At 55.2% G+C, this 23,430-nt stretch carries 22 protein-coding genes; 10 read left to right on the forward strand and 12 right to left on the reverse strand.

Going from position 1 to position 23,430, the window contains the following annotated elements:
* Positions 1–113 precede the first annotated feature (113 nt).
* The gene (locus ABWV33_RS15285) at positions 114–638 is read right to left on the reverse strand and encodes an SPOR domain-containing protein (protein ID WP_353331959.1); all 525 of its coding nucleotides are present in this window, start codon (positions 636–638) and stop codon (positions 114–116) included.
* Positions 639–801: 163 nt separating this feature from the next.
* Here ABWV33_RS15285 and ABWV33_RS15290 point away from each other — a divergent pair, with 163 nt between their 5' ends.
* Positions 802–1,398 (forward strand): hypothetical protein, encoded by a 597-nt coding sequence (locus ABWV33_RS15290; RefSeq protein ID WP_353331961.1) that lies wholly within the window; start codon positions 802–804, stop codon positions 1,396–1,398.
* A 233-nt stretch (positions 1,399–1,631) separates the two neighbouring features.
* Here the strand turns inward: ABWV33_RS15290 and upp are convergent, their stop codons facing one another.
* From upp to ABWV33_RS15320, 6 genes are all read right to left on the reverse strand, one after another.
* Complete coding sequence (gene upp, locus ABWV33_RS15295) at positions 1,632–2,264, reverse strand: uracil phosphoribosyltransferase (RefSeq protein WP_113825889.1); 633 nt, start codon at positions 2,262–2,264, stop codon at positions 1,632–1,634.
* The gene (locus ABWV33_RS15300) at positions 2,261–3,247 is read right to left on the reverse strand and encodes an adenosine deaminase (RefSeq protein ID WP_353331963.1); all 987 of its coding nucleotides are present in this window, start codon (positions 3,245–3,247) and stop codon (positions 2,261–2,263) included. The genes upp and ABWV33_RS15300 overlap by 4 nt, the downstream gene beginning before the upstream one ends.
* Complete coding sequence (locus ABWV33_RS15305; protein ID WP_353331965.1) at positions 3,244–4,455, reverse strand: phosphopentomutase; 1,212 nt, start codon at positions 4,453–4,455, stop codon at positions 3,244–3,246. The genes ABWV33_RS15300 and ABWV33_RS15305 overlap by 4 nt, the downstream gene beginning before the upstream one ends.
* Positions 4,452–5,759 (reverse strand): thymidine phosphorylase, encoded by a 1,308-nt coding sequence (locus ABWV33_RS15310; RefSeq protein WP_353331967.1) that lies wholly within the window; start codon positions 5,757–5,759, stop codon positions 4,452–4,454. Before ABWV33_RS15310 ends, ABWV33_RS15305 begins: the two co-directional genes overlap by 4 nt.
* Before the next feature lie 4 nt (positions 5,760–5,763).
* Positions 5,764–6,156: a cytidine deaminase gene (locus ABWV33_RS15315; protein WP_353331969.1), complete on the reverse strand. Its 393-nt coding sequence runs from the start codon at positions 6,154–6,156 to the stop codon at positions 5,764–5,766.
* Between the two features lie 100 nt (positions 6,157–6,256).
* The gene (locus ABWV33_RS15320; protein WP_353331971.1) at positions 6,257–7,342 is read right to left on the reverse strand and encodes a cupin domain-containing protein; all 1,086 of its coding nucleotides are present in this window, start codon (positions 7,340–7,342) and stop codon (positions 6,257–6,259) included.
* Between the two features lie 143 nt (positions 7,343–7,485).
* On the opposite strand from ABWV33_RS15320, the gene ABWV33_RS15325 reads away from it, so the two are divergent.
* The 4 genes from ABWV33_RS15325 (at position 7,486) to ABWV33_RS15340 (ending at position 15,177) form a co-directional block, all read left to right on the forward strand.
* A complete protein-coding gene (locus tag ABWV33_RS15325) occupies positions 7,486–9,759 on the forward strand; it encodes an NADP-dependent malic enzyme (protein WP_353331973.1) in 2,274 nt (757 codons plus the stop codon).
* 323 nt (positions 9,760–10,082) lie between these two features.
* Positions 10,083–11,972 (forward strand): propionate-CoA ligase PrpE, encoded by a 1,890-nt coding sequence (gene prpE / locus ABWV33_RS15330; protein WP_353331975.1) that lies wholly within the window; start codon positions 10,083–10,085, stop codon positions 11,970–11,972.
* A 161-nt stretch (positions 11,973–12,133) separates the two neighbouring features.
* On the forward strand, positions 12,134–13,564 hold the full coding sequence (locus ABWV33_RS15335; RefSeq protein WP_353331977.1) for an amidase family protein: 1,431 nt from the start codon (positions 12,134–12,136) through the stop codon (positions 13,562–13,564).
* Between the two features lie 53 nt (positions 13,565–13,617).
* Positions 13,618–15,177, forward strand: a complete 1,560-nt coding sequence (locus ABWV33_RS15340) for a long-chain-fatty-acid--CoA ligase (protein ID WP_353331979.1) — start codon at positions 13,618–13,620, stop codon at positions 15,175–15,177.
* Positions 15,178–15,458: 281 nt separating this feature from the next.
* Here the strand turns inward: ABWV33_RS15340 and ABWV33_RS15345 are convergent, their stop codons facing one another.
* Positions 15,459–16,220 (reverse strand): NAD kinase, encoded by a 762-nt coding sequence (locus ABWV33_RS15345; RefSeq protein ID WP_113825879.1) that lies wholly within the window; start codon positions 16,218–16,220, stop codon positions 15,459–15,461.
* A gap of 166 nt (positions 16,221–16,386) precedes the next feature.
* Here ABWV33_RS15345 and glyA point away from each other — a divergent pair, with 166 nt between their 5' ends.
* Positions 16,387–17,682, forward strand: a complete 1,296-nt coding sequence (gene glyA, locus ABWV33_RS15350; RefSeq protein WP_113825878.1) for a serine hydroxymethyltransferase — start codon at positions 16,387–16,389, stop codon at positions 17,680–17,682.
* A 136-nt stretch (positions 17,683–17,818) separates the two neighbouring features.
* Here the strand turns inward: glyA and ABWV33_RS15355 are convergent, their stop codons facing one another.
* Complete coding sequence (locus tag ABWV33_RS15355) at positions 17,819–18,193, reverse strand: hypothetical protein (RefSeq protein ID WP_353331981.1); 375 nt, start codon at positions 18,191–18,193, stop codon at positions 17,819–17,821.
* Between the two features lie 91 nt (positions 18,194–18,284).
* On the opposite strand from ABWV33_RS15355, the gene ABWV33_RS15360 reads away from it, so the two are divergent.
* Positions 18,285–19,043: an alpha/beta fold hydrolase gene (locus tag ABWV33_RS15360; RefSeq protein WP_353331983.1), complete on the forward strand. Its 759-nt coding sequence runs from the start codon at positions 18,285–18,287 to the stop codon at positions 19,041–19,043.
* Between the two features lie 3 nt (positions 19,044–19,046).
* On the opposite strand, the gene ABWV33_RS15365 is transcribed toward ABWV33_RS15360, so the two are convergent.
* Positions 19,047–19,238: a hypothetical protein gene (locus ABWV33_RS15365; protein WP_113825875.1), complete on the reverse strand. Its 192-nt coding sequence runs from the start codon at positions 19,236–19,238 to the stop codon at positions 19,047–19,049.
* Between the two features lie 81 nt (positions 19,239–19,319).
* Complete coding sequence (locus ABWV33_RS15370) at positions 19,320–19,712, reverse strand: rhodanese-like domain-containing protein (RefSeq protein WP_113825874.1); 393 nt, start codon at positions 19,710–19,712, stop codon at positions 19,320–19,322.
* 485 nt (positions 19,713–20,197) lie between these two features.
* On the opposite strand from ABWV33_RS15370, the gene rpmG reads away from it, so the two are divergent.
* Both rpmG and ABWV33_RS15380 read left to right on the forward strand, forming a co-directional pair.
* Complete coding sequence (gene rpmG / locus ABWV33_RS15375) at positions 20,198–20,365, forward strand: 50S ribosomal protein L33 (RefSeq protein WP_007814563.1); 168 nt, start codon at positions 20,198–20,200, stop codon at positions 20,363–20,365.
* 153 nt (positions 20,366–20,518) lie between these two features.
* On the forward strand, positions 20,519–21,031 hold the full coding sequence (locus ABWV33_RS15380) for a hypothetical protein (RefSeq protein WP_113825873.1): 513 nt from the start codon (positions 20,519–20,521) through the stop codon (positions 21,029–21,031).
* 44 nt (positions 21,032–21,075) lie between these two features.
* On the opposite strand, the gene ABWV33_RS15385 is transcribed toward ABWV33_RS15380, so the two are convergent.
* Positions 21,076–21,507 carry a DUF1272 domain-containing protein gene (locus ABWV33_RS15385; RefSeq protein ID WP_353331986.1) on the reverse strand — a complete coding sequence of 144 codons (432 nt, stop codon included), beginning with the start codon at positions 21,505–21,507 and terminating at the stop codon, positions 21,076–21,078.
* A gap of 336 nt (positions 21,508–21,843) precedes the next feature.
* Between ABWV33_RS15385 and ABWV33_RS15390 the strand changes: the two genes are divergently transcribed.
* A partial coding sequence (locus ABWV33_RS15390) for a cadherin-like domain-containing protein (RefSeq protein WP_353331988.1) occupies positions 21,844–23,430 on the forward strand: 1,587 nt, incomplete at its 3' end.

Consider the following 23,430-nt stretch of genomic DNA (forward strand, 5'->3'; position numbering starts at 1 on the left):
AAGCTTCATGAACGTTAGAATTAATCAAAGGTCAACACTGCGGAAAACCCTTCTGGAAAGATCGAAACAGGAGTTGTCGGGTGACCTTTTTCCTACTTAGGTTCTGATTAATCTTATTTGCTGACTTTGGCGTTATTGTATCCCGCGCTGCGCACTTGGGATAAGGCCGATTGTGTCTGTTTTGAAGTTCCAAAAGGACCTGCTAAGACGACGCGATACGCCGTGCCCTTCCGTTTTACAGTGCCCAATCTCATCGGCAAACCTTGAGACGCAAGAGACTGTGCCACTTGGCGAGCCTGTTCATCCGTTTTGAACGTCGCTACCCGCACCCAAGAGGACCGTGTTGCTGTCGGCGTTGGCTTAGCCTGTGCAACGCTCGCATCCGGCGCGGACCGGGTCGAAATCCGAAACAAGGTTGGGGCTGATGCAGCGTCCGAATAGGCCACAGCCCCCTCTGGCAAAGTAACGACCGGGGGTGTTTGTTCGAGTGGGATAAGCGAACGCGGGATTGTGCGCTGCCAAATCTGATCAGTCTGAGCATCCCCAGCGGCAGTGCGAACGCCCCGGTTCGGGTTCAATCGGTCATCTTCACGCTCAACAGCACGATACCCATTTGGAGCGATATAGGTGCCGCTCACAACCGATGGTCTCGCGGTCCGCTCAGCCCGGTGCTGATTTAGACGATCATCTTTCCAAACAGGACGATAACCTTTGGGGACAGAGACATTGGTTGTGTTGTGACGGTTTTGGTACACATGGCGACGCACAACCCGTGTATTGGGTGTGAGCTGAGCAACCTGTGTGGTCGCGCCTGTCGCGGACGTCGCAGGAGCAATCAGCTCGGAAGAGTTCCGCGATCCGCCCCGACCCGGCGTGACCGGAGACTCGGCCTGTGGTCCACAACGGACACCCTTTTTGTTGATAAACTGCTGGCTAAAGGACGACGCATTGGAGCACCCATTGCTCGCTGGAACCGTGCGGGGAGCGATGGCTGTGGTTGGCGCAACGGAACGCGTTGTTTTTTGTGTCTTTGGCGCGACGGTTGTCGTTGCAATCGTTGGCACCGGCTTGCGCGTTGTCCTCGCAGCAGTGGTGGCCGGCGCAGTCGTGGTGCGTGTCGTCGTCGTTGTTGTTCGCGTCGTTGTGGTCGTCTTAGGCTTGGGCGCCGCCACAGTGGTAGCCGCAGCGGTCTTTGGCTTGGGCTGTGCCTTTGGCTTGGCAGGTGCAGCTGTTGGCCCTGACGGATTGGTGATCACTGTGGGCGCTGCCGCTTGCTTGGTTGTGGATCGCGCGGACCCTCCAGCGACGGCTGTGGGCTTATATCCACACACCTGTCGACGATCCCGCGCAACGCGTGGAACCCACGTGACGTTCCCGTCGATACCCGCCCGGATGTAGATACATCCACGGCTGTCTACATACTGCTTCCCTTTAAAGGAGGCAGGAGGAAATTCCGCAGGCGGCGCGGCTTTACGCAGGGTCTGAGCCTGCAAGGATGTTAACCCGAAGGTTGCACCTATGATGGTAACTGCAATAACTCTTGTAATTCTCATGACTGCCCCCACAAGATATGGAGGTCAGGATGCAGCAATTCTGTCCTTGAGTAAAGCGCGCTTTGCCTTTGATTCGCCTTATTTTGTCCCGAACATCCGATCCCCGGCATCGCCAAGCCCCGGCATGATATAGCCTTTTGAGTTCAGCTCACGATCGAGTGATGCCGTAACGATCGGAACATCGGGGTGTGCTTCCTTCATCCGGGCAACGCCTTCGGGGGCCGCCAGCAGACACAAGAACCGAATATCAACCGCCCCAGCCTCTTTCAGCAGATCAATCGCCGCTGCCGAGCTGTTACCCGTGGCCAACATTGGGTCCACGGCAATGACCAAACGGTCTTTCAAGCCTTCGGGGGCTTTGAAGTAGTACTGAACAGGTTTCAGTGTCTCTTCGTCTCGATACAAGCCAACAAACCCCACACGCGCTGAAGGGACCAGTTCGAGGACCCCATCCAACATGCCATTGCCAGCTCGCAAAATCGACACAAGCGCCATCTTTTTGCCCGCAAGGATCGGCGCATCCATTTCTTCCATCGGCGTTTCAATTTGGCGCGTGGTCAATGGCATTTCGCGCGTGATTTCATACGCCAGCAACTGAGTGATTTCGCGTAGCAGTTGCCGAAACCCAGCGGTCGAGGTGCCTTTGTCCCGCATCAAGGTGAGTTTGTGCTGAACCAGCGGGTGATCGACGACAGTCAGGTGGTCGCTCATGTTGTCTCCAGTTTCTTTTTGACCCGATCTCGGGTGTTGTCATCACAAAAAGCCGCATCAAGTGCAGTTGCATTCAAAGCGGCGAAATCTTCTTTGGCCCATCCAAATGCCTCATGCAGCATCTCATATTCACGGCGCATAGTGGTGTGGAAAAACGGCGGATCATCAGTTGAGACTGTTACTTTCACCCCGGAATCTCGCAATCGAGCAATCGGATGCGCAGCAAAGTTCGGATACAATCCCAAAACGATGTTGGAACCGGGGCAAACCTCGAGCGTGGTTCCGCGATCTGCCAGCTCGTGCACAAGATCGGGATCTTCGATGGCCCGTACCCCGTGACCGATCCGTTCAACGCCTAAGATCCGCACCGCATCACGCACACTATCAGGGCCGGCAAATTCACCAGCATGCGTGGTCAGCCGCAGCCCTGCTTCGCGCGCGCAATCAAAGCTCCATCCGAAATCGCCTTGTTTTCCGACGCCTTCGTTTCCGCCCATTCCAAACCCAACGACCCAATCGCCCGTAGTTTCTGCCGCACAGAGCGCCGCCGCCTTGGCCTTGTCCGGTCCAAAATGGCGCACACAAGTCACAACACCGCGCAGAACGATGCCATGCTTTGCTTCGGCTTCAGCGGCAGCGTCCTGAATGGCAGCCAAATAATCACGCCATGCATGTAGATCCCCGCCACCACAAAAATCGGGGCTCAGAAACGTTTCTGAATAGACGACGCCATTCGCGGCGCTCTCCTCTAAGATCGCAAGGGTCAGGCGGCGAAACTCCTCGGGGCCGGTCAAGACCGTACTTGCGGCCTCGTATACCGACAAGAAATGAGTGAAATCGCGAAAATTATAGGCACCGTCTGAGGTGAAAATCCCACTCAAATCGACCCTCTTTTCATGCGCCAACTGGCGAATGAACGCGGGCGGTGCGGCACCTTCGTGATGCAGGTGCAATTCGACCTTGGGAAGATCCGCTACCGTCATAGAAAACTCCTCCCCGGCCCCTGCGCCGGTATATTTAGGTGGTGGGCAACGCTGGCGGCAATATCGACAAAATTGACCTTACCAATCGACCCGGTGCCGCGCCCGGCTATCAGAACGGGGACTTGTTCTCGGGTATGGTCAGACCCGACCCAGCTGGGGTCATTTCCATGATCGGCTGTCAGAACCAACATGTCCTCAGGTTTCAAGTTCTTCAGAACCCCGCCGATCGCGGTATCGAACCATTCCAACGCGCGTGCATATCCGCTGATATCCCTACGGTGGCCAAAAAGGCTGTCAAACTCCACGAAGTTAGCAAAGGTCAGGCTACCGTCCTCGGCATCGTGCACGAGGTCCTGCAAATGCTGCATCAAGGTGGCATCGCTACCTTTTCGCAAGTCGTCGATCCCTTGCATTGTAAAGATATCGCCGATTTTTCCGACACCATAAACCTTGCGACCCGCATCTTGTGCCCAATTGGTCAGGATCGGCGCCGGGGGAGCGATTGCAAAATCTTTGCGATTGATCGTACGGGTAAAACCCTCTTCAGGCGTGCCAACGAAGGGGCGCGCAATTACACGACCCACTTTCATGGCATGAAGGCGAGGGGCGAGCGCTTTGCACAAATCCAACAACCGCGTTAGGCCAAACGTCTCTTCATGCGCCGCGATCTGAAACACGCTGTCAGCAGAGGTATAGCAAATCGGTTTGCCGCTCTGCATATGCTCTGCACCGAATTGGGTAATGATTGCTGTTCCTGAGGCGTGACAATCCCCCAGAACCCCGGGCACGCCGGCGTGTGAAATTACGGCCTGTGTCAACTCAGACGGAAACGCCGGTGTGGTATCCGGGAAATAGTGCCATTCCCACGGCACGGGCACGCCAGCCAATTCCCAATGCCCTGAAGGCGTATCCTTGCCAAGCGAATGTTCTTGCGCACATCCCCAAAGTCCCGTGGGCTCGACCCCTAGTCCCGGCGTCGCATCTCTCGAGGCCAACCCCACGGCTGCCCCCAAGCCCAAGGCATCGAGATGTGGCACATTCAGCGGGCCTGTGCGCCCTTCTTCGGCTAAGCCGTTTGCACAGGCTTGCGCGATATGGGCCATGGTATTCGCACCAGTATCGGGCGTCTTTCCATTGAAAAAAGCATGAGCATCCGATGCACCCCCTATGCCAACAGAATCCATGACCACCAGAAAGGCCCGCGTCATGCCAGAATCCGTTCATGGATAAGGGGCTGAATGGCGAGAGGCTTTGGCCCGATAGAAATCGCTTTGCGGATTTCAGAGTCTGCCAATTGCGCCGCGTCTTCACGTGCGGCGTGAATGACCGCCAACGGTGTTGCGGGATCGACCTTATCGCCCAGGCGAACCATATTTGACAGGCCCACTGCGGGATCAATCACGTCGCTTTCCACTTGACGCCCCCCACCCAAAGCCACCACGGCCAGCCCTAAAGCTTCGCCATCAATTGCGGTGACATATCCGGCCTTGCGGGCAGAGACCTCTTGAATCACGTTCGCCTCAGGCAAAAAGCGCGCCCAACTGTCGACAAATTGAACCGGGCCACCCACGGCAGCAATCATGCGACCAAAGCGATCAGCGGCCCCACCGTTGCGGATAACTTCAGCAATCTGCGCCCGACCATGGTCAGCATTTTGCGCCAGCCCTGCATCCGCCAACAACACGCCCCCCAATACTGCCGAAAGTTCAGCAAGGGCGTTCGCCTTGCCGCTGGTGAGCGCGCGCATGACTTCGGCAACTTCCAACGCGTTTCCAAGCGACCCGGCCAATGGTTGGTTCATATCTGTGATTACCGCCGAGGTTTTGCATCCCGTCGCATTCGCCGTCTCAGACAAGGCAGACGCCAGAGCGCGCGCATCCGCAAGGGTTTTCATGAAGGCACCACTGCCAACTTTGACGTCTAAAACCAACGCATCCGGACTGGCCGCCAGCTTCTTTGACAAAATCGACGCCGTAATCAAATCAAGGCTTTCAACCGTCGCGGTCACGTCACGGATCGCATAAAGGCGTTTATCAGCCGGTGCAATTTGCGCCGTTGCACCCACGATCGCCGCCCCTGTATCCGCCACAATCTGCGCAAGGCGGTCTTCGGACACTTGGGTCGTGACCCCGGGGATGGCCTCCATCTTGTCGAGCGTGCCACCTGTATGCCCCAGCCCACGGCCAGAAATCATCGGGACATATGCGCCGCACTCAGCCAAGGCAGGTGCCAGAACAAGGCTCACGCAATCCCCGACACCACCCGTGGAATGCTTGTCAATCACAGGACCGTCCAAATCCCATGTCAAAACATCACCGCTATCGCGCATGGCAAGTGTCAGAGCAGCCCGAGCTGAGGCATCAAGCCCCCCCATGCACACCGCCATGGCAAAGGCGCCGGCCTGTGCATCGGAAACGCCGCCATCGGCCAACCCTTGCGCAAACCAGCGCATCTCATCAGCGTCCGGCACCAATTGGCGCCGCAACTTGGCAATAATAGCACGCGCATCCATGGTCTTAGGATTCTTCCATGTGCTCTGCGCCAAAGGCACCGGGCAACAACTCGGATATGGTCATCGATTTTTCGACACCATCCGTTGTGGCCATGGTCACGACAACATCCCCCTTGCCAAACTCCGCCAACTTTTGACGGCAGCCACCGCAAGGTGGAACCGGGTCCGGGCAATCCGCCACGACGTAAACCTCGGTCAGTTCGACTTCACCCGATGCAACCATCACGGCGATGGCACCGGCTTCTGCGCAAGTACCTTCGGGATAGGCGACATTTTCAACATTGCATCCAGCATATACCTTGCCCGAAACGGACCGGATTGCCGCCCCAACCTGAAAACTCGAATACGGCGCATGGGCGTTTTTACGAACAGCTAGTGCAGCATCTTTAAGGCTCATGGCGATTCCTTTTTTTGATCATCTGGTCAGAATATCCCACCCTACGCGAAACGTACTCAAGAGGTGAAGCCCCTCTTAAGCACGTCTTTGTTGCGCGGCGTTATTCCACCGTGGTGTTAAAGGTTCCGGGCAAGGTGACCTCGAGCAATTCAATATCGTCAGAAGGCACGCTGAGGCGGGTTTTCATGCCGGGCGGAATGACGAACGCATCCCCTTGTTCAAGCGGATAGGGATCGCGCCCTTCCCCCTCGAGGATCACTGTGCCCTGCATCACAAAGGTAAAGTGAATATCTGTGTCGTGGGCGGCCCATTGAGGCTCCCCCTCGCCGCGGCGCGCCACCTGAACACCTGCCACACCTTTTGTATTAGCGGCGATAGTGGTGTCACGACAGATGTATCCCGGCAATCTGAAGGGAACCCATTCTGCGTCTTTGGCTTGGTTGTAGACAAACTTTTGCCCCTGCCATTCGCGATCTGGGCACAGGTGCGGTGTGGGCAACTGCATGTCATGGTCAATCTCAGTCACATGCTCAGCTGGGACGCCGATCTCGATCACCTGCACATTATCCGAGGCCTCAATTACCCGATGGCGAATCTCCGGCGGTTGGATAAAGCAATCCCCCGCGGTAAGGCGCATCTTTGGGCCTTGGTCTTCGTATACAACATCAACCCAACCATGGATGCAAAAGATCAGCTGGAACCCGACTTTGTGGAAATGCACCATGTCCGGAACTGGGCCACCATCTGGAATGCGGATATGGCTGGCAATAATTGATCCGCCCAGCCGATCCGGCACCAAGTCGCGATAATGCATGCCAGCACGCCCAATGATCCACGGCGCCTGATCCTTGAGGCGGCGGACCACAAAGGAATGCACCGTCTCAGGCATTATCATCGGCGGATTGCGATCTTCGATCTCTACCCGGGTGCCATTCGGCGCCAAAAGGCTGCGTTGCCCATCCGCAAATCCGTCTGGGTCACTCGTCAGGATCCGAATGGTCCCGGGCTGTTCTGGCGCGTCTTTTTCGACACGCAATCGTAAACCATGACCAGAAAACACAGCGGTGCTTGGATCATCCGCCGGGTAAATCATGTCCATCCGCATCCCAAGAACCTTGGTAAAAAACGGGATATCATCTCGCAGCTCGCTTGTAGGCAGGCGCATTTCCGCTATCGTATCGGTCATCAAGTTCTCCTCTGGCGCGGACATTGGCGCTGAGCGTCTTGTTTTGCAAGAAGACGCCTGCGACAGTGTTTCCTGAAAAGGTCTGTTTCCCTGAGGTCAATTATAGTTTAACGCTAAACTAGTTTTTTCAGGAGCACCCGAATATGTCCGACAATCAAAACCAACGCCAGGCTGCTCTTGATTATCATGAATTCCCCAAACCCGGTAAACTCGAAATCAAAGCCACCAAACCGATGGCCAACGGGCGCGATCTAGCACGTGCATATTCGCCGGGTGTTGCTGAAGCCTGTATAGAAATAAGCAAGGACCCCGAAACCGCAGAACGTTATACAGCCCGCGGCAATCTAGTTGCGGTTGTGTCAAACGGCACCGCGGTGCTTGGGCTGGGGAATATTGGCGCGTTGGCCTCCAAACCCGTGATGGAAGGCAAAGCTGTCCTGTTTAAGAAGTTCGCCAACATCGACTGTTTTGACATTGAAGTGGACGAAAAAGACCCCGAGAAGTTGGCGGAGATCGTTTGCGCTTTGGGCCCAACTTTCGGCGCGATCAACCTAGAAGACATCAAGGCTCCTGATTGCTTTATTGTCGAAAAGATCTGCCGCGAACGCATGAATATTCCCGTATTCCATGATGATCAGCACGGCACAGCGATTGTTGTCGGGGCTGCTGCAAAAAATGCGCTGCACGTTGCTGGCAAGAACTTTGAAGACATCAAGATCGTTTCAACGGGTGGCGGCGCTGCAGGCATTGCCTGCCTCAACATGCTTCTTAAAATGGGCGTGAAACGCGAGAACGTTTGGCTGTGCGATATTCATGGTCTTGTCTACGAGGGCCGCGCCGAGGATATGAACCCGCACAAGGCAGCCTTTGCTCAAGCCTCGGATAAGCGTACGTTAGATGATGTCATTGATGGGGCTGACCTATTTTTGGGCCTGTCCGGGCCCAACGTATTAAAGCCGGAAATGGTCGCCAAAATGGCTAGCCGCCCGATCATCTTTGCACTCGCAAATCCCAATCCCGAGATCCTGCCGGACCTTGCCCGTGAAATCGCACCGGATGCCATCATCGCAACAGGGCGCAGTGATTTTGCCAATCAGGTTAACAATGTGTTGTGTTTCCCCTTCATCTTTCGCGGTGCGTTGGATGTTGGCGCGACAGAAATCAATGATGCCATGCAACTGGCCTGCATCGATGGCATTGCTGAATTGGCCCGTGCCACAACCTCGGCCGAAGCAGCGGCTGCGTATCGCGGTGAACAGCTGACATTTGGCCCTGATTACCTGATCCCCAAACCCTTTGATCCACGGCTGGTCGGGGTGGTGTCTTCTTCGGTTGCCAAAGCCGCGATGGAAAGCGGCGTTGCCAAACGCCCAATCGACGATCTGGAACAGTACAAAGAAAAGCTGAACCAAACCGTCTTTAAGTCCGCCCTGCTCATGCGCCCCGTATTCGAGGCCGCCTCAGTCGCGTCGCGCAGAATTGTGTTTTCTGAAGGTGAGGATGAGCGCGTTTTGCGCGCGGCCCAAGCCATTCTCGAAGAAACGACAGAGACGCCGATCCTGATCGGTCGCCCCGACGTGATCGACGCACGGTGTGAACGGATTGGCCTAGACATCAGGCCCGGCCGAGAGTTTCAGATCGTGAACCCCGAGAACGACCCCAGATACTATGACTACTGGACGTCATATCACCAGCTGATGGAGCGTAAGGGGGTCTCTCCTGATACGGCCAAAGCAGTTATGCGGACCAACACGACCGCGATTGGGGCCATCATGGTTCAACGTGGCGAGGCCGATAGCTTGATCTGCGGCACGTTTGGGGAATACCGCTGGCACTTGAACTATGTCCAGCAAGTCCTGGGCGGTGGCAGCCTGCGCGCACATGGCGCCCTCTCGTTGATGATCCTAGAAGATGGCCCCTTGTTCATCGCAGATACGCATGTGCATCAATTGCCCTCTCCCGAGGAATTGGCCGAGATTTCAATTGGGGCTGCGCGTCACGTGCGTCGCTTTGGGCTGGAACCCAAAATCGCATTCTGCTCACAATCGCAATTCGGCAATCAGGCCGAAGGGTCCGGAAAACGGTTGCGGGCCGCATTAGACATTCTAGATAGGGCACCACGTGATTTCATCTATGAGGGTGAAATGAATTTGGATACCGCACTCGACCCCGATCTGCGGCAACGGATTTTTCCCAATTCACGCCTGCAAGGACAAGCAAATGTCTTGATTTTTGCCCATGCTGATGCCGCCAGCGGTGTACGTAACGTGCTAAAGGTGAAGGCCGATGGATTGGAAGTTGGCCCAATCTTGATGGGCATGGGCAACCGGGCTCACATCGTGTCGCCCTCAATCACGGCACGGGGGCTGTTGAATATGGCCGCCATCGCCGGCACACCAGTTACCCATTACGGATAAGAACGAAGCGATCAGCAGAAGCACATGCGAACCCCAGCGCGCGCGCCCGGTTCATCAGACGCCTACCTGCCCCTCTTCATCACTGATCCATACTCGAACTCTGGGGCCCGGCGTACTTTCGGGCCCCAAGCTTAAACTTTGCAAACTCTGTTAGATTTCCCAAAAAAGCGGGGCAAAACTCCCTGTTTGCAAAAATTTGCAGGGCGAAAAGTGGGGAATCTGCAAATCTCTTGCGATAATCTGACGCTACGTCGTGTAACCTTCTTGCCCGAACCGTGGCGCTTGCCTAACACATCATACAAGCCGAACGTGAGGAGGACGCCATGGCATATCAGGACGTGTATCAAAGCTGGAAAAAAGATCCCGAGGCTTTTTGGCTAGAAGCAGCCAAGGGTATCGATTGGGTCGAAGCCCCAACCAAAGCGCTCTTTGATGACAATGCGCCGATGTACGAGTGGTTTTCGGACGCGAAGGTCAACACATGCTGGAATGCTGTGGATCGCCACGTCGAAAACGGCCGTGGTGAGCAAACCGCGATCATCTATGACAGCCCGATCACCCACACCAAGCGCGAGATCTCCTATGTTGAGCTGCGCAATCGCGTCGCCAATCTTGCAGGTGCATTGCGCGCCAAGGGCGTCGAAAAAGGCGATCGCGTGATTATCTACATGCCGATGGTCCCTGAAGCGTTGGAAGCTATGCTCGCCTGTGCGCGTCTGGGTGCCGTACACTCGGTTGTCTTTGGTGGCTTTGCTGCCAACGAACTGGCGGTGCGCATCGACGACTGCAAACCCAAAGCCATCATCGCCGCGTCCTGCGGTCTGGAACCGGGCCGCGTCGTCCACTACAAACCGCTGCTGGATGGGGCCATTGATCTGGCCGAACACAAGCCCGATTTCTGCGTCATCCTTCAACGTGAGCAAGAAGTGGCAGAACTGGTCGAAGGCCGTGATTTTAACTGGCATGGGTTCCAATACGGCGTCGAGCCAGCGGAATGTGTACCCGTCAACGGTAATGACCCCGCCTATATTCTGTATACCTCGGGCACCACGGGCGCGCCCAAAGGCGTCATCCGGGCGACGGGCGGCCATTTGGTTGCGTTGAACTGGACGATGAAAAACATCTACAACGTGGAACCCGGCGATGTGTTCTGGGCAGCGTCAGATGTGGGTTGGGTCGTTGGGCATTCATACATTTGCTATGGCCCCCTGATCCACGGAAACACCACCATTGTATTCGAAGGCAAACCCGTCGGAACCCCGGATGCGGGCACCTTCTGGCGCGTTATTCAGGAACACAAAGTCAAAACCTTCTTTACCGCGCCAACGGCATTCCGGGCTGTGAAACGCGAAGATCCGACAGGCGAGTTCGTCAAAAAATACGACCTATCCTGCCTTGATCAGGTTTTCCTTGCCGGTGAACGCGCGGATCCAGACACCATCGTCTGGGCACAAGAGCAGCTAAACGTGCCGATTATTGACCATTGGTGGCAAACTGAGCTGGGCTATCCTGCGGTGTGTAACCCTGTCGGAATCGAACTGATGCCGGTCAAACTAGGGTCGCCTTCGGTTCCCCTACCCGGCTATGAGATGAAAATCCTCGACGAGGACGGCAATGAGCTGCCACCGGGTGAGCTGGGTGCGATTGTAACCCCGCTGCCACTGCCGCCGGGCACGTTCCCGACTCTGTGGAATGCCGAGGATCGCTATAAGAAAAGTTATCTGAACACCTTCCCCGGTTATTATGAAACTGGCGATGCGGGCATGATTGATGAAGATGGATACCTCTACATCATGGCGCGAACAGATGACGTCATCAATGTGGCCGGGCACCGTCTGTCTACAGGCGGCATGGAGGAGGTCTTGGCCGGTCATCCAGATGTTGCAGAGTGCGCTGTTATCGGGGTTTCAGACGCGCTGAAAGGCCAGATGCCCGTTGGTTTCCTATGCCTCAACTCTGGTGCGGGTCGTGACAACGCTGAGGTCGTTTCCGAAGTTGTCAAACTCGTCCGTGAAAAGATCGGGCCAGTGGCCGCATTCAAACTTGCCGTTGTTGTGGACCGGTTGCCCAAGACACGGTCAGGCAAGATCCTACGAGGCACAATGGTGTCGATTGCGGATGGCAAAGACTACAAAATGCCGGCCACAATTGATGATCCAGCCATTCTGGATGAAATAACTGACGCGCTGAAAACGCTCGGCTACGCAAGCTAAACTTTTGGCCCTCCTCTTTGCGAGGGGGGCCAGTCCCGTTTCGCCTCAAAACAATCCAGCTCTGGCAAGACGTTCCCCACCTCGAAAGTGACGTTGGGGCGCGAACAGAGTCCCTTGCCTTCTCTCTCTCCTCGCCTAGGCTGCGAAGCGGGAGATTTTTCATGACGAATACTGATGTTTGGCGTCTAAGCGCCACTGAAACCGTTGCGCATACCACCGCTGGGGACCTAACCGCCGAAAACACCGTTGCAGCAGCGTTGGATCGGATGGATGCGGTAAATCCTGACCTGAATGCGGTGGTCGATTTTTGCACCCAAGACGCCCAAACGCGCGCGCGCGCGCTCGACAAAGCCCGATCCAGTGGTGCACCAACCGGGCCATTGCATGGTGTTCCCGTCACCATCAAGATCAATGTTGACCAGACGGGCTATGCCAGCAGCAACGGCGTGGTCGCGCTCAAGGATCTGATTGCCCCGGCCGATGCGCCCATCGTAGCGCGCCTGCAGGAAGCGGGCGCTGTTATCATCGGACGTACAAATACCCCTGAGTTTTCGTTTCGCGCGGACACCGACAATCCGTTGCATGGGCGCACGCATAACCCATGGGGTCGACATGTGTCCCCCGGCGGATCATCCGGTGGCGCGGGGTCTGCTGTTATGGCCGGGATCGGGGCATTGGCCCACGGCAACGATATCGGCGGGTCCCTCCGGTTTCCTGCGGCTGCCAATGGGGCCGTAACAGTCAAACCGGGTCTAGGACGCGTGGCGGCATGGAATCCCAGCCAGACAGCAGAACGCGGTCTGTTGGCGCAATCGATGTCAGTGCAGGGCCTGCTTGCCCGCTCAGCCCAAGACCTGCACCTTTCGATGCCAACCATTGTTCAACCAGATGCCCGTGACCCGTTTCACGCCCCCCTGCCCTGGCGTGGGCCAGCGTTGGACGGGCCGATAAAAGTAGGGCTTACTAAAAACACCTATGAGTTCGACCTGCATCCAGAGGTGTCGCGGGCCCTCGATATTGCCCGTGATGCGCTTGTCGACGCCGGGTACCAAATCGAAGAGATCGACCCACCCCATTTGCGTGATTGCGGAATGGATGGCTATCGCGCCCTAATGGGCGAAGTGCTCGCAATGATGGGCGAGAGTGTGCGACAGCACGGATCGCCCACCATCAACGCCATTTTTGACGAATATTTCGACCAATTCACGCCCTACAAAGACACCGAATTGCTCAACATGATGGCAAAGCGCAGCTTTTATGCACGGGAATGGTCGGTGTTTCAGCAAGAGTACCCATTGGTGCTGTGTCCATTTTTGCCGCAGCCGTTCTTTGCACCTGATCGCGACACCCAAGGGCCAGAGGGGGTCCGCGAAGTATTGGGATCCGCTTTGTGGTCTTATTCGATGAACTTCATGGGGCTACCTGCGGCTTGCGTCCCAACCCACGTCGCTGAGTTACCACAAGGACCGCAATCGATGAACGTACAGATTGTTGCACGTCGCTGGCGCGAGGATCTCGCAGTGGATGCAGCGATCGCAATTGAAGCACGCGCGGGCCGAATGTGCGACGCACTTTGGCAACGCATGGCGTAACTGAAACAGGCTGAGGGAGCGGCCTGTTCACTCAAAGAGGGAAGAGAAAAGCAATGCAGATAACCTCTGTTCTAAGACGCGCTGTTCAAGTGAATCCAACTGGTACGGCAACCATCTATCAAGGACGCCAACAAAACTGGTCGCAACTGCTTGACCGGGTGCAACGCCTTGCCGGAGCCTTGCAAAACATCGGCATGAAACCGGGCGATCGGGTTGCCCTGCTGTCGCTGAACTCTGATCGCTACATCGAGTACTTTTTTGCCACAGTTTGGGGTGGAGGCGCGATGATGCCGATGAACATTCGCTGGGCTCCAACTGAATGCGCCTATGCCCTAAACGATGCCGGAGCGGAAATTCTGTTGGTGGATGAGGCATTCAAAGACGCGGCAGCGGCTATTCAACCCGATGTCGCAGGCTTGAAAACCGTTATCTATTGTGGTGACGGTGACGTGCCCGAAGGTATGCATGGATATGAGCAAATCATAGCAGCGGCTGAGCCGGCTGAGGATGCCGGACGCGCGGATGATGATCTGGCCGGAATCTTTTACACGGGCGGCACGACCGGTTTCCCCAAAGGTGTGATGCTATCGCACACCAATTTCTACGTCAGCGGAATTTCCAACGCGCAAGAAATCAAATTGGTAGATGGCACAGTTTACCTGCATGCCGCGCCGATGTTCCATATCGCGGACCTGTTGTTTTTTATGGCGGTCACATTTGTCGCTGGAACACACAGTGTCATCCCAATGTTCACGCCTGCTGCAACCCTAGAGGCTATTGAAACCACGCGACCTTCGCATGTCTTGTTGGTTCCGGTGATGCTACAAATGGTGCTTGCCGACCCAAAGCTAGAACAAACGGACATTTCGTCCCTCGAACTCATAGCTTATGGGGCTTCCCCAATTACCGAAGCCACGCTTGCCCAAGCCTTTGAACGCTTTCCAAAAGTGGCATTCTTGCAGGCCTTTGGGCAGACCGAGCTAAGCCCCGTGGCGACAATTCTCGATACGAAATATCATACGCTCGACGGGCCATTTGCCGGAAGATTGCGCTCTGCCGGGCGTGCAACGCGTGTATGCGAGATATGTATACTTGATGATGCCGGGGCCCAAGTGCCACAAGGTGATGTCGGGCAAATTGCAGTCAAAGGCCCCATCACCATGCTTGGATATTGGAACAAGCCAGAAGTGACTGCTGAAACCCTTGTGAACGGTTGGGTGATGACTGGGGACGCCGGATATATGGACGACGAAGGATTCGTCTACCTGATGGACCGGGTCAAAGACATGGTCGTATCAGGCGGTGAAAACGTCTATTCTGCCGAAGTCGAAAACGCGCTTGGCCAACACCCGGCTGTTGCAACAAGCGCGGTTATTGGCATTCCCTCTGAGCAGTGGGGCGAATCTGTGCATGCAATTGTCATTCTGAATGAGGGTATGACCGTCACGCCCGAAGAACTGATGGCCCACAGCCATACTTTGATTGCTGGTTACAAATGTCCACGCAGCGTCGAGTTCCGGTCCGACCCCTTCCCTCTATCTGGGGCAAACAAAGTGCTGAAAACGGAACTGCGCAAGCCCTTCTGGAAAGATCAGGAACGTCAGATCTCCTAAGCCCCAAATGAAATAGATCCCGGGATGCGAGCATTTGACTGCAAGCACCCCGGGATCGAGCCGGAACAATAAAACCAACATCTAATGTTACAGACGCCAAGATGGGCACGGCGCCTACATATGCAAAACATGCAAAACTCACCTAATACGGCTCCCCGGGACGGCCACTCACCTCCGTGCCGGGCTTTGATGTCAGTAACTTAGGTATACCTGAGGGATTCGACGACGACTGTGATCTGCTTCACAAACGATGAATTTTTCAGCAACTTCAATCTGAACGATTAGGTGAATTGCTCCGATATCAGTCGCTCTTCAAGCCCATGCCCCGGATCAAACAGGATATTGTGCTCGATCGCGGGTTCAGACCGAATTTCGACCCAATCGATATCGGTAATCGAGATTGAATCCGCGTCCGCCATCACCGGGCGCTTTTCTGGATCAACCACGTCAAACCGGACTTGTGCCGTTTTGGGCAGCAAAGCACCACGCCATCGACGTGGGCGGAACGCTGCAATTGCAGTCAGCGCCAGAACATCCGAGCCAATCGGCAAGATCGGCCCATGCGCCGAATAATTATAGGCGGTCGATCCAGCAGGTGTAGCAACCAATGCCCCATCACAGACCAATTCCGCCAGACGCACCCGCCCATCGACCGAGATTCGTAATTTGGCCGCTTGTGGACCGGCGCGCAGCAAAGACACCTCATTGATCGCCAAAGCCTCGTGCATCTGCCCCGACTGGTCCATCGCACGCATCGAAAGTGGATTGATGATTTCTTCTTCTGCCTCGGACAGGCGCTCTATGAGATCCGTTTCGTTGTATTCATTCATCAGAAAACCGATCGTTCCTCGGTTCATTCCATAAACCGGGGCCGGAAGGTGCTGAGTGTTGTGCAGCGTGCGCAGCATGAAACCGTCACCACCAAGGGCCACGATAACGTCCGCATTGCCCGGCGCCGCATTGCCGTATCGCCCGATCAAAGTCGCCCGGGCGGTTTGTGCAACCGGGGCCTCACTGGCAAGAAAGGCGATTCTTTTGGTCATAGCAGGAGGTTTCCGGTATTGCGCATTCGGTTCCGAAACAATCATACCTTTCCCCAAGAGGCCAGCCTTGACGCCGCAGCAAGCCAATTCGTCGCTTTCCAGTCTTCCTGCCCGGCTTCGTTTCCGATAGGAAACCGTCAAATCAACTCAGCTATTCGGAGCTCCCATGACTGCGTCCAACACCGATACCGGCTTTTTCACCGAGTCCCTCTCCTCTCGCGATCCCGAACTGTTCGGCTCGATCACATCTGAACTTGGTCGTCAGCGCGACGAAATCGAACTGATCGCATCCGAGAACATCGTCTCTGCCGCCGTGATGGAAGCGCAGGGTTCGGTGCTGACAAACAAATATGCCGAAGGTTACCCAGGGCGTCGCTATTACGGTGGCTGCCAGTTTGTGGATGTTGCCGAAAACCTGGCGATCGACCGCGCCAAGCAATTGTTCAACTGCGAATTCGCCAACGTGCAACCCAACTCCGGGTCGCAGGCCAACCAAGGCGTGTTTCAAGCTCTGCTTCAGCCAGGCGACACCATCTTGGGCATGTCGCTGGATGCAGGTGGACACCTGACACACGGTGCCAAACCCAATCAGTCGGGCAAATGGTTCAACGCGGTTCAGTACGGTGTACGCAAAGAAGACAACATGCTGGACTATGATCAGGTCGAAGCCCTGGCCAAAGAGCACCAGCCCAAAATGATCATCGCTGGTGGTTCTGCTATCCCGCGTCAGATCGACTTTGCCCGCATGCGTGAGATCGCCGACATGGTTGGTGCCTATCTGCACGTCGACATGGCGCACTTTGCCGGTCTGGTCGCCGCCGGAGAGCACCCCTCGCCGTTCCCACACGCCCACGTGGCCACAACAACCACACACAAAACCCTGCGTGGCCCACGCGGTGGCATGATCGTGACCAATGACGAAGCGATTGCTAAAAAAGTAAACTCAGCAATCTTCCCCGGCATTCAGGGTGGTCCGTTGATGCACGTGATCGCAGGTAAGGCTGTCGCATTTGGTGAGGCACTGCGCCCCGAGTTCAAATCCTACATCAAAAACGTCATCAACAACGCGCAGGCGCTGTCGGACCAACTGATCAAGGGTGGCTTGGACACTGTTACCCACGGCACCGACACTCATGTTGTGCTGGTCGATCTGCGCCCCAAAGGCGTGACAGGCAACATCGTCGACAAAGCATTGGGCCGCGCGCACATCACCTGCAACAAAAACGGTGTGCCATTCGACCCTGAAAAGCCAACCGTAACCTCTGGCATCCGTCTGGGTTCACCTGCAGGCACAACCCGTGGGTTTGGCGAGGCTGAATTCCGTCAGATCGCAGATTGGATCATCGAAGTGGTTGATGGTCTGGCCGCAAATGGCGCAGACGGCAACTCTGCTGTTGAGGAAAAGGTAAAGGCTGAAGTCGCGGAACTGTGCGCGCGCTTCCCACTCTACCCGAACCTCTAAGATAAATCAGGTTGGTCGCATAAGCGGCCAACTCTGTATGGGCGGCATCCGTTGGATGGCGCCCATTTTTTTGCACACCCCTTCGGATACTGCGTTGGGTTTGAAAGTAGGTATTCGAGATCCGCGAGGACCGGCCTCAAATGAGGTTGCGCCACCAGAGAAACAAAATCAAAAGCGCTGCCGCAACCAGAACGTTGAAGGCAAGGCCTCCCAGCATGCTAAGCCACCACCCCTTGCGACGATCCGCCAAATCAATCTCGTTGAGGTAGGCGGTCACTTCTCGCGTTGCAGACCCCAACCCGGTGAGATCCAGCGTTAGGCGCAGCTTTGGGTGATGGGCCAACGTTTCAACCTTGGCCAGAGACATCGCTTGTTTATGGATACGCCGTGGCAGGCGGTGTTTGGCCTTACGCAAGGTCTTGGACAACGTTTTACCGCGCACCCCAAGTTTCCGATGCAACAGGGTGCTGATCTGAGCGATCTGATCTTCGGCGGACATAGTCTCTGACACGGGCGGGCCTCCTGAAGGGCACCCTACTTTAGACGCTTGGCAGGCTCAATGGGGCTAGTCGTCAGGCGCGCAGCCGGGTATCACCCCAGCTATGCTAACTTCTATCTCCCACGGAACCGCCACCGACCTTCCCCCGCTTGTTATTGCACATGGTCTTTATGGCTCTGCCCGCAATTGGGGCGTGATCGCTAAGCGCCTGTCTGACACTCGGCACGTAATTGCCGTAGACATGCGAAATCATGGCAACAGCCCATGGACCGCTGTGCATGACTACCCCTCAATGGCGGATGATCTGGCGGAGGTTATCCAACATCATGGGGGGGTGGCTGATGTCGTCGGGCATTCGATGGGCGGCAAAGCGTCGATGGTTCTTGCGCTGCAACACCCTCAGCTGGTGCGCAAGTTGACCGTAGCAGATATCGCGCCGGTCCCTTATGGGCACAGTCAGATCCAATTCATCAAAGCGATGCAATCCATTGATCTGAACGAGATCGAACGCAGGTCTGATGTGGAAACTCTGCTGGCGGAACAGGGCGTCGAAAAAGCTTTGCAAAGCTTTTTCACTCAATCTTTGGACGTTCCGGGGAAAAAATGGCGTCTCAACCTTGATCTGCTTGGCGCGGAAATGCCCAAGATCATGAGCTTTCCTGATCTTGCTACCCAATGGGAGGGGCCTACCTTATTCCTGTCAGGGGGAAACTCTGATTACGTGATGCCAGAACATCGCGCGACGATCCGTGGTTATTTTCCCAAGGCCAAGTTTGCCAAGATCCCCGGTGCCGGCCATTGGCTCCACGCAGAGAAGCCGCGCGAATTCGAAGCAGCAACCCGCGCGTTTCTGGATGCCTAAGGCTTAGCCCGCCGGGTCATTGTATAGCTTTTTGGCCAGCACCCACGAGACGGGTGCGCCCGCAACAAACCCTATCGCAGCGGACAGCAAGATCGCGTTCACCGAGACATAGCCCGCCGCCAGAACAATAATCACCCCAGTGCCTGCGAGCGCGGTTGAAATCAAAGTAAAAAGAATCGAAGCGAGGCGTACCATTTCGGCATTCTCCTGTTGAATGTGTTGGGGTTTCCTACCTCCCCAAACATCGCGTCGCTTTGATCTCGATCAGCTGATTTTTTACATTCCAGAATCGACAGGTTCGGTCACTGGCCCACCTGCATTTTTCCAATCCTCAAAACCTCCAAGATTGTACACCTCTTGGAACCCCATATCTTTCAACAGCTTGCCAGCCAAAGCCGCACGTCCGCCCGAGGCACAGTGCAGAATAATCGCCCGATCATGGCGCAGTTCCGGATCATGAAACGGCGTATTGCTATCCGCCCGGAACTCCAGCATCCCACGGGGGATGTGGTGCGAGCCCACGGCCCGACCACTCTGCTCAAGCTCTATGGTGTCACGCACATCCAGAAGCAAAGCGCCCTGCGCAATCATCTCTTGTGCCTTGGCGCTGTCGATACGCGCCACAGCCGCATTTGCGGCCTCCATCATCGTTTTTACTGTAAGTGCCACTGACTGTTCCCCTTAACAATTCATCCAAGGCTAACATGCAAAGAACCGCAGATGTAGTACAGATTCCTAAAACCTTCATCGTGATCCCAAATCGAGCGGGGGTCTGAAAATAAGGCCGGAAAACCAAACAACTCCCCACTATATTGAACTATATTTGCGGGTCATAGGCCGCGTATAAGGGAAAAATGGTCTGACAAATTCAGGTGGCATTTCAATTGTTTGACCGACCACTGCAAACGTCTAGGCTAGGGCGACATTGCGAGCCATGCGGGTCTGACCCACATGACCGGAGGTGTCGTTTCAGTCCAGCCACCGCTGGACTAAGTTTCGTGATACTCCACAGCCGACGCGGTTTCTTGTGGTTTTGAGGCTGTAATACCTGATCCGTTCGATTCCGGTGTTGACTCGGGACGCAGGGTGGGTACAAGCGCCCTTCATATGAATTATTTCGAAAGGCCCCTGCCTTTCACTGCAGGAGAGAACTCATGGCGAAACCAACGACCATCAAAATCCGTCTGAATTCGACCGCGGGCACGGGCCACTTCTACGTGACCAAGAAAAACGCACGTACCATGACCGAAAAAATGGTTGTGCGTAAGTACGACCCCGTTGTTCGTAAGCACGTCGAATACAAAGAAGGCAAAATCAAATAAGGTTTTGATCCTTTCTTGGATGACTTTAAAGGGTCTCACCATTTGGTGGGGCCCTTTTTCGTGGCTGCCCCTCGGCGGGGCAGGACAGAATGCTTGCTATCACACCCCCGCTGCCGCTACGCTACCAATGTCTGCCACTAACCACTGATCATCATGTATAAAATTCTGCTGCCTGCCATAGCCTTGATCGGCCTATCTGCCTGTGACGACATCTGGGACCGTGAAGGTGTCGGCTTTACTGGTATAGACGGCGAACCCCGCACTATCACCGCAGCAAAGGGCGGGGCAGACTATGTCTCACGGCGGGGCGGTGTGCCGGCTCAATTCGCAGGACAACCAGTGATACCGGTCCGTGTCGAGTCACAAGAGCTGTCTGAACTGGCGGGGGTTGCGATTGCAAACGGTGGACGGGATCTGAACACAGCGATTGAAGTGGGCGGAGAAGCCGGGACATTGATGATGAGCCAGGTCGATGTGAACGGAATTTTGTTTGCGGTCTTTCGCACCCCGACAAGCGGTGATGGACAGATGGCAGCGGGACGTGGCGGTGCCTTTGCGGCGTCAGTTCCGCGTTTGACTGGATGTCTGGTCGCCGGTGATGCGTATCAAGCGGGTACGTCTGAGCGTCGCACTATCGGGTATGCTGTCCCTCTCAACTGTCGCTAGGACGCAGTCGCCCTGAACCGACTCATTGCGAGAGCGACGTGATGTTAGCGATCTTGTGCGGGCGTATCTTTCAATTTATCAGACAGTGCTTTGCGGTCTTCAACACTGTATTTGTTGTGCCGCCGTGTGGTGCTGGCAGGATGGTTTTCCAAGCCCGTACCAGAACGCCATGCGCCTTTAGGGCGAATGGGACGCGGCACAATGTTTCCACCACAGTTGGGACAAACACCTTTCAAAACCGCTTCAGCACAGGAAGCGCAATAGGTGCATTCGTAGGTGCAAATCCTAGCCTGATCTGTCTCCGGCGGCAGGTCAGCGTCACAGATTTCGCAATTGGGATGAAGTGTCAGCATGGAAGTAGAGTGCAGAAGCTCTTCGCGGTTTGCAAGGGCATCAAAACCCCCGGTGCTCCGCGCCGCTTCAAACTTTCGTTGTACGATGGCCAGTTCATAATCTCGTGTGTCTGAGGGGCCCATCGGCTCATACTTTCGAACTCTAACACTGGATTCGTACAATGAGCCCCACCAACCGAGTTGCGCAACAATACCACTCACAGCCCAATACGAGCATTAGCTATGATTTCTGCTTAGGATTATTCTCAAAACTCCGAAGCTTTAATAAAGCCCAAGTTATCTTCAAAGTTGATCGATAGCGGCTCTGCTCTCGTAAAGCATTGCGATTTTGAAGGTCTATGGCCAAAAATATATGACATCAGGTTCTTTATGCGTATGATTCATTACCGATTTGTAAATTTATTAAACCTTTTACCATAAGCCGCGCAGCGATTTGCGAGAACTGAGGAGTTTTAGGGTATGACTACTTTAACCGAAGGCGATATCGCCATTGTTGAATACCAAGGGCAGTTTGGCAGCCCCGAATATTCCTTTGTCCTGCTAAAAGACATTGATTCCAGTACGTCGATCAACTTTACCAACAAAGGCTATATTGACGAGAACAGCAACAGCGCGACCAACGACGGCTATTACGACGGTGGAGAATTCCACTGGGGCTGGTCTTCTGGCACCGCTATGACTGCTGGAACCGTTATAACTATTTCTCAACTTTCCGATGCCACAGCTGGCGGTGGTAAAGTCCTGGGCGCCAGTTCCGGCAGTATGGCTTATCAACCGACAGGCAGCACCGCTTTCGATTGGCGGTTGGATTTCTCTAACTCGATTACAGCCTTTCAGGGGTCCTACAACGCTACCGGCGCGGGCATGACCGAGCTGTTCGGGGTCAACGTATCCGGAACCGACGGGTTTCCCGGATTCGACGCTGGAACACAAGCAGCTTGGAACGGAACGGACCTAAACGGACCCAACGCCGATCAATCGGGTCTTCCCCCCGGATTGACACCTGGTTTGACCGCCGTCGCACTTACAGAACCGGGCGGTTCTTTCAATGATGGGAACACCCGCTACACGGGCACCCAATCGGGTACACAGAATGAGCTTTTGGCGGCGATCGCGAATCCGGCAAACTGGACCTTTTCAGGGTCAACCGCACCAACCACCCCGGGGGCTTTCTCTGTAACCGCGCCCGGCGCCGCCCCTACTTTGGACACCAACACCGGGTCCACCTTGAATGAAGGCGCCGATGACGAGGTTTCGTCGTCAGAGTTGGACACCAACGATGCGGATACGGCCGATGGAAGCCTGACCTATACACTGGACACGGATGTTTCCAACGGCACTCTCTATCTGGACAATGACAACTCGAACACCTTCAACGCTGGGGATACTGATCTGGCCGCGACCAGCACGTTCACCCAGGCCAACATCAACAACGGCAACCTACGCTATGAACATAATGGCGGCGAAACCACCTCTGACAGCTTTGGCTTTGTTGTGAACGATGGCGCTACATTTCTATCCGCCGCTGCCTTCAATTTCACAGTCACGCCAGTTAGCGACGCGCCTGTCATTACAAACGTCGATGGCGACATCATTAATTATTTCGAAGGCTTTACCACCACCAATGTTGATGTCACCGGAAACGCCACCGTTTCAGACATCGATAACGCCAATTTCAATGGGGGGTCGTTGACGGTTTCTTTCTCTGCAGGTGGCCAGAGCGAAGATGATCTGACTGTCGCCAATAATGGATTTTCTGCGGGTCAAACGGGTCTCTTGTCGACAAGCGTTTTTGCCGATGGTGTACAGATCGGGTCATTCTCTGGGGGAACCGGGGGGACGGCTCTGGTTATTGGCCTAACGGCCAATGCGACTGAAGCTCGTGTTCAGACCTTGATCCGCAACATCCTCTATCAAAATCAGGGGGGCGATAATCCCGATGCCACCCAGCGAACCGTTGATATGGTGTTGAATGATGGGGCTACGAACAGCTCTACGCAGCAGGTCACAATTAACTTTACCGTCTTCAACGACGCCCCCTCGGTG

It is taken from the genome of Phaeobacter sp. NW0010-22 (assembly GCF_040365955.1).
GTDB lineage: Bacteria > Pseudomonadota > Alphaproteobacteria > Rhodobacterales > Rhodobacteraceae > OMPR01.